We start from the raw sequence: 12571 nt of genomic DNA on the forward strand, positions 1-12571 counted from the left end.
CCCGTGCGATTGACAGATAAGAAGCCGCCGACGCGCCTGCGTGATGTGAAGACTGAGTCAAGGACCCGATCGCGCGGGTGTGGGTCGAACTGGCCACCGCGTCGGCGACGCCACGAACGCGCTCAGGCGCTGAGCAGTCTTCGACAGCGCCGCGGCCGTCGCCAGGTTGCTCTGCGCCACCTGTTCCGCATCCGCCGTCGCGCGCCCCACGTCGGCCAGCGCGACCTCCAGCTGCCGCCCGGCGCTGGACTGCTGGTGCGTGGCCATCTTGATCTCCTTGCTCGCGATGTCGGACGCGGCCACGCGCTCCGAGATGAGCGCGAACATCGCCTCCGCCTCCGAGAACAGCGACGAGTTCGCCGCCACCGCCTTGACGCCGGCCTCGGTCGACATGATCGTGGCGTTGGAGACGTTGCGGATCGAGTCGAGCTGGCGCCGGATGTCCACCGCGTCGGCGCGCACCTTCTCGGCCAGGCGGCGGATCTCGTCGGCGACCACGCGGAAGCGCTCGCCCGCGTCGCCCGCGCCGTAAGCCTCGATCGTGGCGTTGATCGCGAGGATGTTGGTGCGCTCCGCCAGTTCCTCGATGGCGCCCAGCACCGTCGAGGCGCCCTGGACCTCCTTGCCCAGCGTCGTCATCTGCGTGACGACCCTGTCGATCTGCTGGCTCAGGCCCAAGGTGGCGTCGCGCGCGCGCGCCATGGCCTGGCTGCCGGCCTGCGCGGCGCGGGTGCTGGCCGTCGCCATCTCCTCGACCTCGGTCGAGCGTTGCGCGATCTGGTGGGCCGCCGCCTGGACCTCGTGCATCGTCGCGGTGAGCTCGATGGCGGCGGAGGAGGTCTGCTTCGTCGCCCCGGCCTGCCGCAGCGACGAGGCTTCCAACGCCCGCGCGCGATCGGCGACGTCCACCGCGGACGCGCCCACCATCTGCATCAGCAGCCGCTGCAGGACCAGTCCGGTGACGACGACGATCAGCAGACCCAGCGACGTGCCCCCGAGCCCCGCGGCCTTGACCAGCCGCGTGGTCTGGCCCATCTCGGCCGAGCGCGCCTCCAGTTGCGCGATCTCGCCGCGCTCCAGTTCGGCAAAGCGCGCGCGCAGGCGCTCCATGCGCTGGCGGACCTGATTCACCTTGGGCGATCGGGTGGTCTCCTCCAGGCTCATCGTCTGGCGGTCGGCGATGCGCTCCCGGAACAGCGTGAAGAGCGCCGAGATGTCCTGTTCGGTGTCGTTGAGCTCCGCGACCCGGGATCGCCACGCGGGCGTCTGCCGGATCTCGCTCAGCTCGGCGTCGACCTCGGCCTTCGACTTGTCGAGCGCCGTCAGGTAGGCCGTGTCCTTGGTCAGCATGAAGCCGCGCTGCGCGGCCTCCGCCTCGGCCACGTCGTTCAGGAGTTCGGCCAGGAGGCGCAGGCCCTGATGGCTCTGCGTCACGCCGTCGGCGGCGGACGCCATGAGGTAGGCGCTGCGCAGGGCGACGACGCCGACGCCGCACAGCACCGCCGCCGCCAGCAGGAATCCCAGCGCGAGGCTGCGTCCGAAGGTCTTCATGTGCTTCTCCCTGGGACGCAATGTCGCACAGGTGGGCGCGATCCACAGCACCGGCGGATAGGGAACGGGCGGGCAGCCGCCCGCGCGCTCAGCCGGTCTTGCGCTCCAGCATCGCCGCGAACGCCTCCACGTACGGCAGGCCCGGTCCCCAGCGCATGTGGACCTGCTCCCCGGGCTCGGGGTTGGGCGACCACACCGTGCACCCGGCCAGGCGCTCCAGCAGCTCGCCGGCCGCGAGCATCGGCACCGCCGCCGTGAGCAGGCCCGCCGGCGCGGTGTAGGTGACCCATTGCACCGCGTTCTCCGGCGCGGGCAAGGTCGCCGCGTGGCTGGGCGGCCAGGGCGGAGCCGCGGCCAGCGCCGCCTCCAGCGCGTTCACCGTCGCCGTGTCGTCCAGCGTGCGCATCGCCGCGTTGGCCAGCACCGTGTACCAGCGGTCGAGGTGATCCAGCCCCGCGCGGTCCACCGGCGGCTGCGCGCGCGGCTGCGCGATCACGAGCGGGAAGTAGCGCCCGACGTTGTCGCAGCTGGCCATCAGCACGCCGAACCACCACTTCATGTCGACGACGCCCGGGGCCCACGCGAAGCGCAGCACCGGCGCGGTCAGGTAGGTGTCGAGCCAGCGCGGGCCGAGCACCTTGGGCAGGTCCTGCATCATCCCGGACAGCCACGCGTCGCAATGCTGCACGCAGTGTTGCGGCAGCCGCCGCTGGGCGAAGTCGCCCAGCGCGGCGATCTTGCCGTACCAGCCGGGCGTGGCCTCGCCGGCGGGGTTCAGGGTTTCGGGCAATGCGCTCATCGACGGGCTCTCCTTGTGCGCCTCACAGGCCGCCCGGGCAGCGGAACTCGTTGAGCTCCGGCAGGCGGAACGGGTTGCGGACGCTGCTGGCGGTGATCTCGAAGACCGCCTTGCGGCCCTCGATCTCGAAGGTGGCCTTGAAGCGTTCGGGCGCGTTGGACTTCTCGATCTTGACGCGGTCGAAGAGCCGGAACAGGGCCCACGGACCGTCGTTGACCATGCCCGACGAGCCGCTCGGGCTGACCGGGCTCAACTGCACCCGCACCTGCGAGCTGCCGCGCGGTCCCGGCCACTGCACCGAGGTCGGGATCTGCGGGCCGTGGCTGTAGCGCACGATCTGGCCGTCCACGTCCAGGATGAACTGCTGGATCGTGGTGTCCATCTCGATCGGCTTGAAGTCCAGCCGCAGCGACGGCGCATTGCTGCCGGGGAAGAAGGTCTCCTTGATGGCCTGCGCACGCTGGAACTGCGGCAACGTGCCGATGTCGCCGCCCAGCGGCGTGCCTTCCACCGCGCGGAACTTCCACGGCCGCGTCGTCGTGTCGACGTAGGGCGCGAGCTTCTGCTGGAAGAGCTGGTCGATCTTGCCGCCCGGGCCGAACAGCATCGCGAAGTCCGCCTGCGTGGCGTCGCGCGAGGAGTTGCGGTCCAGCGGATAACGTCCGGCCACGGCCTGGTTGCAGAACTCGCCGACCTGCGAGCGCACCTCCATGCCGAGGTTCTGGCGCATCGCACCCTGCGACACGCGGGCGCTGCTGCTGCCGAGGTCGTCGAGCATCGTGCGCAGCGGCTCGGGGCTCATCGCGGCGGCGGCCTTCAGGCGCGTCGGCACGGGCGAGGGCGGCGGCGCGCTGCCGCCCTTGAGCGCGGAATCGGCGGCCGTCAGCATGATGTTGGCCTCGGCGATCAGGCCCACGGTCTCGTCCAGCGGCGCCTTGCCGCCGCCGGCCGGCGCCGTGACCATGCTGCGCAGGCCGACGAAACGCTCGTCGACGATGTTCTCGATGCGCGGCGCGTTGGGGTCGGCCGGGTTCTGCTGACCGGGCTTGCCGGAGAACATGCCCGCCACCTTCTCGCGCGTCTGCTGGACCAGGTCCGCGGCGCGGCGCTCGGCGTTCTCGATCGCGTTGCCGGGCTGCGCGAGCGTGGTCTCGCGCGAGGCGGCTCGCAGGAACGGACCCAGCGGGCTGTCCGGCGCGGACAGCATGCGCGAGCGCTCCACCGACTGCGGCACCGTGGCCATCGGCAGCAGCTTCACGCTGTTGAGGAAGGACTCCCACGAGGCGGCGTAGTCGTTCAGGTAGAGCCGGCGCACGTCGTCGACCAGCGGCGCGTTGGCGCGCACGATCGCCGACGGGTCCTTCGGCGCCGCGGCGACGCCGAGCACCCACGGCTCTTCCGCGGCGAGTTCGTCCGCGACCTGGCCGACCCGGGGCTGGAAGCCGCGCAGGTAGGCGTCGCGGGTGAAGAAGCCCGGCACGCCCTGCGTCAGCGGCGCGCCGTTGGCCCGCGTGAACAGCAGCGGCGCGTTGTGGCCGCCGGCGCGCGCGACGGTGAAGTCCGGGTACTCGCTGCCCAGGCCCTGCGCGCGCAGCCGGTTGTAGATCCGTTGCGGCAGCGGCTGCGTGGCGAGCTGGGTGCGCACCGACGTCAGCAGCGAGGCGTCCTCCGGCAGCGGCGACGCGATGCCGCCCTGCGACAGCAGCGCGTCGAGGTGGGCGCCGAGCGCCTCGCGCTGGTCCGGCGTGAGCTCGCGGCGCGTCGTCTCCCAGTCGCTCTCGATGTGCTGCTTCAGCGCGGTGGCGTCGAAGTGCTGCGGGTCGTGCAGCATCACGTAGGCCTTCAATGCCTCGTACAGCGTGACGGGCGTGGCCGCGCCCTGGCGCAGCTGTTCCTCGATGCGCAGCACCAGCCGCGGCAGGACCGCGTCGCCGAGCATGCGCTGGTAGGCCGCGCGGGCCGCGCTGTCGAGCTTCCTGCCCTGGAACAGGCCCAGGCGCATCGACCACGGCACCTTGTCGTCGACCGCGGCCAGCGCGCGCGTGGCCTGCAGCGCGGGCAGGATGGGCAGCAGGTCGGCGGTCGCGCGGTTGGGCGTGGCCTGCAGCAGCTCGCGGACCTGCTCCGCGCGCGCCGAGGTCGCCTCCAGGTACTTCTTGTTGTTGAAGTAGCTGACGGTCCAGGCCGTGATCAGGCCGATGCCCGCGATCGCCACCACGGCGTATCCGCCCAGCGCCAGCGCGTTGCGGCGGCGTTCCCAGCCGCGGTGCGTGCCGCCCAGGCCGGCTTCGGCGAAGACGACCTCATTGAGCAGCCGGCTCAGGAAGTAGCTGCGGCCGCTGGCCTGGTTGGGCGCCAGCACCGCGTTCTCGATCTGGTAGCTGCGCGCCACCGAGCCGAGCACGCGGTCGATCGGCGTGCCTTCCTGCGTGCCGCTGACGAAGTAGACGCCGCGCAGCAGCGGCTGGGCTTCGTACGGGGAGGGCGCGAAGACGCCCTCGGCGAATTCGGCCAGCAGGGCGCGCAGGCTCGCGAACTGCGCCGGGAAGCCGTAGATGCGGGCACGGCGCTGCGGATCGCGCTCGGCCTGGAGGCGGTCGATGAGGCCGTTCTGCAGGCGCTGCTCGAGGGCGTCGAACTCCGCGCCGTAGCCGGCCAGCGGCGAGGTGCTGTTGCGCGGGAAGGTGAAGCCCCACGGCGCCGCGCGCTGGTCCTTGTCGGCCGTGGCGAAGTAGTCCATGAAGCCCGACAGCAGGTCGGCCTTGGTGACCAGCAGGTAGACCGGGAAGCGGATGTCCAGGTCCTTCTGCAGCTCCTGCACGCGGGCGCGCACGGTGGCGGCATGCTGGGCGCGCTCCGACGGGCTGCGCGACAGGAGGTCGGTCACCGACACCGTCACCAGCGCGCCATTGATGGGCTGGCGCGGCCGCGAGCGGCGCAGCATCTGCAGGAAGCCGCTCCAGGTTGCCTTGTCGTTGGTCGGATCGCTGTCCTGCGTGGTGAAGCGGCCGGCGGTGTCGATCAGCACGGCGCGGTCGGTGAACCACCAGTCGCAATGCCGCGTGCCGCCGACGCCGCGGATGGCGTGGTCGCCCATCTGGTCGGCCAGCGGGAAGTTCAGCCCGCTGTGGCGCAGCGCCGTGGTCTTGCCCGAACCGGGCGCGCCGATGATCAGGTACCAGGGCAGTTCATAGAGGTAGCGGCCGCCGAAGCGCGAGCGCAGCTTCGCGCCGAAACCCGCCGAGCCTTCCGCGCCGAAGCGCGAGCGCTGCAGCATCTGCAGCGCCTGGCGGAAGCGCTCGCGCACGGCCAGCATGTCGGCGGTCTCGCGCTCGGGCGCGTCCGCGGCGGGCTGCTGCAGCAGCTGGTTGACGACCTGGCTGTTGCCGCGCCTGGCGCGCCAGCGGCTCCAGGCGATGCACAGGGCGACGATCAGCACGAGCACGCCGATCGTGAGCCAGCGCGAGCGCTCGGTATCGAGCGGGCGGGCCTCGCCGACGGCCACCAGCGGACCGACGATCCAGATCAGCAGCGCGACCGCCAGCACGAGCACCGCCAGCAGCACCCAGCGGTTGAAGATCCATCCCAGGACGCGTTTCATCGGGAAGCTCCGCGCGCCGGCGCTTCAGGCGCGCGGCCGTTGACCATCAGACTGACTTCGACGCGCCGGTTCAGCGCGCGGTTGGCGGGGGTGTCGTTGGGGGCGACCGGCTCGGCCTCGGCGCGGCCCTCGGCGCGGATGCGCTCGGGCGCGACGCGGCGCGCGATCAGCAGTTCGCGCACGGTGTTCGCGCGCTCCTCGGACAGGTGCCAGTTGGAGGGGAATCGCGCCGTCCGGATCGGCGTGTTGTCGCTGTGACCGGTCACGAGCACCGTGCCCTGGACCTGCGTCAACGCGTCGGCGATGCGGCCCATGAGCGCCTCGCGCTCGGGAACGATCGTCGCGCTGGCCGGGGCGAACAGGCCGTCGCCGCGGATGATCACCACGCTGCGGTCGACCTCGTCGCGCACGGTGACCAGGTTGGCCTTGATGTCCGACTGGAGGAACTGCGCCAGCCGCGGCTTGGCCGGCGGCGGCGGCGGCGCGACCACCGGGGGCGACAGGCGCAGGCCCTGGATCTGGCCGAACACCGGATCGGAGCGCTCCGCCAGCGACAGCGTCAGCCACAGGTACACGCCGACCAGCAGCAGGGCCGTGAGCGCGGCGGTCGCGGCCAGCGGCAACCAGCCGATGTGGCGGCGCTGGGTGACGGCCTCGACCTGCCAGTGCTGCGCCAGCGCGGCCGGGTAGTCGCCGCGCTGCTGCTTCAGGATCTGGGCGAGGCGGTCACGCACCGCCTCCAGCTGCGCCGGACCGTTGTCGATCACGCGGTACCGGCCGGCGAAACCCAGCGTCAGCGCGGCGTAGATCAGCTCGAGCAGGTCGCGGTTGGCCTCGGGCTTCTCGGCCAGGCGGGCCATCAGCTGGAAGACCTTCTCGCCGCCCCAGGTCTCGTTGTGGAACATCGACAGCAGGCTGTGCCGCGCCCAGACGCCGGAGCCGCCCCAGGGGGTGTCGGCGCAGGCCTCGTCGATCATCGTGCAGAGCACGTAGCGCGTGGCCATGACGCGTTCGGGCGGGATGCCGGCGGCGGCCGCGCGGGCCGCGAAGTCACGGATGCCCTGCGCCAGGTTGTTGCGCAGCACCGCCACGTCGTCGACGCGGCGCGTCGCGCGCAGTTGCGGCACCAGCAGCAGCAGCGGGTTGGCCAGCGTCAGCAGCGGGTTCAGCCCGGCGGCCGGCGGCGCGACGTCGGGCTGCACGGAGTCGGGCGAGGGGGAGGCACCGCGCGGCGCCTGCGCGCCGCCCGGACGGGGCTTGATGAAGGTGCGCTGATCGTCGAAGCCTGCGAACGGATCGTTGAGCGCCGAGGGGTCCATGCCGGCTCCCGGAGGTTACTTGTCTTGGATCGGTGGCGGAGTGGGGCGGGGCCCGGCGTCGCGGTGAGCGGCGCTCACTGACGGATGGCCCAGAGCTCCAGTTCCAGTCCGGGGAAATCGCCGGCCACGTGCAGCGCCAGACTGCCGCTGCGCTCGAGCTGCTTCCAGAGCTCGCCGCCGCGGTCCAGCTCGAAATAATGGAAGCCCGCGTGGAACGGCAACTGGCGCGGCGCCACCGGCAGCGCGCGCAGGCTGATGCCGGGAAGCTGCAGGTTGACCAGGTCGCGGATGCGGTCCACCGGGCCGAGCTTGGATTGCGCGGGGAAGCGCTGGCGCAGCTGTTCCGCCGCCACCTGTGCATTGACCGCGATGACGAAGCTCGCGCTGCGCAGCAGGTCGGCGTCGGGCACGACGGCGGTGCGCACGCCGTGGGTGCGCTCGGTGAGGTCGATCTGCAGCGCATTGCGCTCCAGCACGACGCTGAGCATGCGGCGCAGGTCCTCGAGCAGCGGCGCGAAGCTGCCGCGCAGGTCGTCGTGGCGGTACAGCGGGTATTCGGACGCCAGCCGGCTGTCGCTGACGAAGGTGGCCATGTCGCCGGCCAGCTGCAGGCAGTCGCGGTGCAGCGTTTCCGGGTGCACGTGCGGGGAGGCCGCATGCTGGCGGAAGAGCGGGTCGGCGCGGTTCAGCGCCTGCAGCATCAGGAAGTCGGCCAGCTCGGACACGCCGTTGCCCAGCTGGCCCATCCGCGACGACAGCAGCTGCGCGCGCTGGCGCACCAGCCCGTGCAGCAGCGAAGCCATCGCGGACAGGTGGCCGCTGGCGTCGATGCGGGTCTGCGGCGGGATGTAGCTGCGGTCCAGCACCAGCTGCTGGTCGGCGCGGCGCTCGGCCACGCGGGCCACGCCCAGCGCGGCATAGGCGTCGTTGAGCTCGCGCGCCGGCAGCAGGCGCAAGGTCAGCGCGCCGGTCTGCACCGGCTCCGGTTCGTCGCCGGCGCTGGTCTGGTCGCGCAGGTCCTGGTCGACGACGTGATAACGATGCAGCTCGCCGGCGTCATGGCCGTTGAACGCGACCTGGTCCGTGCCGGGACGGGCGATCGGCGCAGCCAGCACGACCATGTCGCCCTTCAGGTCCGCCGGCACCTCCAGCGGCGCCATCGCCGCGTCCGCCTGCGGGATCTGGAACGGGGTGCCGTCGGGCAGGATGCCGCTCGCGCGCACGATGCCCAGCCGGCCGACGCTCAGCAGGGCCTCGTCCAGCACCAGCTCGGTGAAGCCCCAGCCGTGCGGCGCCAGCGCGCGGGCGCGGCTGTCCACGAGGTGCTCGAGGTAGCGGGTCTCCTGCTGGAAATGGTGGGGCAGCAGGAACATGCCCTGCGACCAGATGACCTTGCTGTGCCAGCTCACGGCAGCCTGACCGTCGCGCTGACCGACAGTTCATCGGCCTGGATGAGGATCTCCTGCTTCCTGCCCACGACCACCGGCACGATCGCCCGCCAGCGCGCACGCTCCAGGTCGCGATAGGCGGCGAAGACCGCGATGAAGCGGGTCTCGGGCGACAGGGTCTTCTTCGTCCACGGACGCGCTTCGCCCGGCTGCAGCGTCATCTCCTCGCGGGAGACGAGCTCCGTGCCCAGCTCGGTCTGGTCCTTCTGGTACAGGCTGACGAAGTCGGCCGCATTGAAGCCGACGTCCGATTTCAGCTCATACACCCGCACCAGCAGCGGGGAAGGGCGCTTGGTGACGCTCGGGTTCACCTGCGCCGAGGCCTGGATGCTGCCCTTGCTCACCTCCGTCGGCTTGTCCGAACTGGAGAACGGGTTGATCTTGTCGAGGGACGAGCAGCCCCCCAGGGCGCCCAGGACGATCAACGCCCCGAATGCCAACGGGGCCGCCACGGCGGCCCTGCGAGTGAGGGAAAGGGGGCTGGGGTGTCCCGAACGCGGCGTGAGCATCTGGCTGTCCTTCTTGACCGGAAGAAAGGATAGCCAGCGGGGGAGCCTCGGGGTGGTGACTTAGGTAATCGTCCGCCCTCAGGCGGCCGCGCCGACCCGGAACTGGCTGACCAGCCTGGCCAGTTGCTGGGCCTGGCCGTTGAGGCTCTCGGCGGCGGCGGCGCTTTCCTCGACCAGGGCCGCGTTCTGCTGGGTGACCTGGTCCAGGTGGGTGACGGCGTCGCCGACCTGCTGGATGCCGCCGTTCTGCTCCTGCGTGGCGGCGGAGATCTCGCGGATCAAGGTGTCGACCTGGCCGACCTGCGCCACCACCCGCTGCATCACCTCGCCGGCGCTCTGCGCCTGGCGCGCGCCGGTGTCCACACGCTGGGTGCTGGCCTGGATCAGGTCCTTGATCTCCTTGGCCGCGGCCGCCGAGCGCTGCGCCAGCGCCCGCACCTCGGACGCGACGACCGCGAAGCCGCGGCCCTGCTCGCCGGCCCGGGCCGCCTCGACCGCCGCATTCAGGGCGAGGATGTTGGTCTGGAAGGCGATGCCGTCGATCGTGCCGATGATGTCGCCGATGCGGCGCGACGCGTCGCTGATGCCCTGCATCGTCTCGACCAGGGCGCTCACGGCCTGACCGCCTTCGCCGGCGGCGCCGGACGCGTCGGCGGCCATGCGGCTGGCCTGGCCGGCGGACTGGGCGTTCTGGGCCACCGAGCTGGTCAGCTCCTCCATCGACGCGGCGGTCTGCTGCAGGCTGCTGGCCTGGGTCTCGGTGCGCGAGCTCAGGTCCGCGTTGCCCTGGGCGATCTCCTTGGAGCCGTTGGCGATGCTCTCGCTGCTGTCACGCACCTCGCCGACCAGGCGGCCCAGCTGATCGACCATGCGACCCATGGCGCGCAGGAGGTCGGCGGGCTCGTCGCGGCCCTGCGCGTCGATGCGGACGGTGAGGTCGCCGGCGGCCACGTCCTCGGTGGCGCGCACCGCCTGGGCGATCGGCGCGGTGATGGAGCGCGTCACCTGCAGCGCCAGCGTGATGCCGATGGCCAGCGCCACCGCGACCACCCCCAGCGTCACACGCAGTCCGCTGGCATAGGAAGCCGCCGCGTCCTTGGCCGCGAGGTCGCCGCCATCGCGGTTGAAGGCGACGTCGACGTCGACCGCCTTGGCCACGGCGCTGAACAGGGTGGAGGAACTGCCGCCGGCCAGCTTGCGGGCCGTCTCGTGCTGGGCTTCACCGCCGGCGATGGCGCGCTGCAGCTCGGCATCGGCATCGAGGTAGACCTTCCAGGCATCGCGGATCTGGCCATAGAGCTGCTTCTCCTTGTCGCCGGTGATGGACGGCTCGTACTCCTTGGCCGCCTTGTCGAAGGCCTGGATCGCGGCGTCGTGCTGCTGCGTGAGCCTGGCCCGGCTGCCGTCGTCGATCTCCAGCGCGGCGCGCAAGGACAGGCGGCGGGACTCGTTGGCGGCGTCCTGCATGTCGGCCAGCTTGGCGACGCTGGGCAGCCAGTTGGTGTTGAGGTCCTGGACGTTGTCGTTGATCCGCGCCATCTGCTGGATGCCGAAGGCGGCGATGAAACACAGCAGCACCAGCACCGTGGCGAAGGCCAGCGCCAGGCGCTTGCCGATGCGGAAGTTTCTGAGGATGGACATGGTCTTGACCGGGGGAAGCCGGGTGTTACGAGAAGTGTTCTCAGGTTGCGCGCGACAGCCTTCAGAAACCTTTCCGGGAAGTGCCGCCGACCGTGGCATGAGCATTCGTCCCTCACGTCCGGAGGCCTGTCGCGAAGTCGGTCACGCCAACGCAGTGTGCCGTACGGCGTACAGATCGTCATCCGTTTTTATCCCGCCCCGGGGTTGTCCGAGGATGACAGCGTTGTCATCTTCCCTTATGCTGCGTCCACAAGAGGAGACAAGTCGATGAGTGCAGATCTATCCCAGGTCGCGGGCTCGGGCCCGGGCGCGCGTGCGTCCGGTCCTGGCGACGTGCCGTCCGGCGAGGCGGTGCCCGGCGACGGGTCGCCTGGGCGCCACGCCCGTCATCCGCTGACCTGGGTGCCGTCGGTCTATCTGGCGATGGGCCTGCCCAACGTGCTGGTCGGCCTGGTCGCGGCCATCCTGTACAAGAACCTGGGCGTGTCCAACGAGGACATCGCGCTCTACACCTCGCAGATGTACCTGCCGTGGGTGCTCAAGCCCCTGTGGTCGCCGTTGCTGGAACCGTACCGGACCAAGCGCTGGTGGGTGATCGCGATGCAGTTCCTGATGATGGCCTCGATCGGCGCCGTCGCCTTCTGCCTGCCGCTGGACGGCTTCTTCCGCGCGTCGCTGGCCTTCTTCTGGATCACCGGCTTCGCCTCCGCGACGCAGGACATCGTGGCCGACGGCGTGTTCATGACGACGATGAGCCCGGGCGAGCAGGCGCGTTACGCCGGCGTGCAGGGCATGTGCTGGAACCTGGGCGCGGTGGTGGCGTCGGGGCTGCTGGTGTCGCTGACCGGCTGGCTGCACGGCACGCTGGGCTGGAGCTGGGTGCAATGCTGGATGGCGGTGATGCTGGGGGCGGCCGCGATGATGGGCGGCTTCGGGCTGTGGCACCTGCGCGTGCTGCCGGCGGGCGCGCCATCGGCGGTGCAGGGGCAGGACCTGGCCAGCGCGATGGTGTCGCTGCGGGCGTCATGGGTCACGCTGTTCCAGAAGCCGTCGATCTGGATGATGCTGGCCGTGGTGTTCTTCTACCGCTTCGGCGAGGGCTTCATCGAGAAGTTCGGCCCGCTGTTCCTGCTGGATCCGCGCGCGGCGGGCGGACTCGGCCTGGACAACGCGGCGCTGGGTCACATCTACGGCAGCGCCGGCACGATCGCGTTCATCGCCGGTGCCTTCCTGGGCGGCTTCATCGCCGCGAAGATGACGCTGCGGCGCTCGTTCCTGCTGCTGGCGGTCGCGCTCAACCTGCCGCACCTGACCTATTACTACCTCAGCCACGCGCTGCCGACGGACTTGTGGTGGATAGGCGCCGTGGTCGCCGTCGAGAAGTTCGGCTTCGGCATGGGCTCCGTCGGGCACATGCTCTACATGATGCAGCAGATCGCGCCGGGCCCTTTCAGGATGACCCACTACGCGATGGCCACCGGCGTGATGGCGCTGACCAAGTGGGCCACGGGCAGCGTCAGCGGCTGGCTCTATGCGGGCGTGGGCCAGCATTACGCGAGCTTCTTCGGCTGGGTGCTGGTGTTCTCGATCCCGCCGATCGTGCTGGCGTGGCTGGCGCCGTTCCCCGTCGACGCGACCCGGGATCAAGACCTGACCCCCGCCGCCGGGCATTGACGCCCGGTCCCGGGTCAACGGGATGGCAA

Annotated in this window: 8 protein-coding genes; 1 reads left to right on the top strand and 7 read right to left on the bottom strand. The window is 71.1% G+C overall.

The features are described 5' to 3' along the window. Positions 1-57 precede the first annotated feature (57 nt). The 7 genes from AC07O8_RS26095 to AC07O8_RS26125 all read right to left on the bottom strand — a co-directional run bounded on the left by AC07O8_RS26095 (position 58) and on the right by AC07O8_RS26125 (position 10868). Complete coding sequence (locus tag AC07O8_RS26095) at positions 58-1551, bottom strand: HAMP domain-containing methyl-accepting chemotaxis protein (RefSeq protein WP_495050844.1); 1494 nt, start codon at positions 1549-1551, stop codon at positions 58-60. Between the two features lie 88 nt (positions 1552-1639). Then, positions 1640-2350 carry a type VI secretion system-associated protein TagF gene (tagF, locus tag AC07O8_RS26100; RefSeq protein ID WP_495050845.1) on the bottom strand — a complete coding sequence of 237 codons (711 nt, stop codon included), beginning with the start codon at positions 2348-2350 and terminating at the stop codon, positions 1640-1642. A gap of 22 nt (positions 2351-2372) precedes the next feature. Then, entirely contained in the window at positions 2373-5951 is a 3579-nt protein-coding gene (gene tssM / locus AC07O8_RS26105; protein WP_495050846.1) for a type VI secretion system membrane subunit TssM, read from the bottom strand. Further along, complete coding sequence (locus tag AC07O8_RS26110; RefSeq protein WP_495050847.1) at positions 5948-7270, bottom strand: DotU family type VI secretion system protein; 1323 nt, start codon at positions 7268-7270, stop codon at positions 5948-5950. The genes tssM and AC07O8_RS26110 overlap by 4 nt, the downstream gene beginning before the upstream one ends. Positions 7271-7344: 74 nt before the next feature. Continuing rightward, positions 7345-8679: a type VI secretion system baseplate subunit TssK gene (gene tssK / locus AC07O8_RS26115; protein ID WP_297530113.1), complete on the bottom strand. Its 1335-nt coding sequence runs from the start codon at positions 8677-8679 to the stop codon at positions 7345-7347. Then, the gene (gene tssJ, locus AC07O8_RS26120) at positions 8676-9170 is read right to left on the bottom strand and encodes a type VI secretion system lipoprotein TssJ (protein WP_495050848.1); all 495 of its coding nucleotides are present in this window, start codon (positions 9168-9170) and stop codon (positions 8676-8678) included. Before tssJ ends, tssK begins: the two co-directional genes overlap by 4 nt. A 135-nt stretch (positions 9171-9305) precedes the next feature. Then, a complete protein-coding gene (locus AC07O8_RS26125; protein ID WP_495050849.1) occupies positions 9306-10868 on the bottom strand; it encodes a methyl-accepting chemotaxis protein in 1563 nt (520 codons plus the stop codon). 267 nt (positions 10869-11135) lie between these two features. Here AC07O8_RS26125 and AC07O8_RS26130 point away from each other — a divergent pair, with 267 nt between their 5' ends. Then, positions 11136-12542: an MFS transporter gene (locus AC07O8_RS26130; RefSeq protein WP_495050850.1), complete on the top strand. Its 1407-nt coding sequence runs from the start codon at positions 11136-11138 to the stop codon at positions 12540-12542. Positions 12543-12571 lie beyond the last annotated feature (29 nt).

The organism is Roseateles sp. GW821-FHT09G09, from assembly GCF_059415965.1.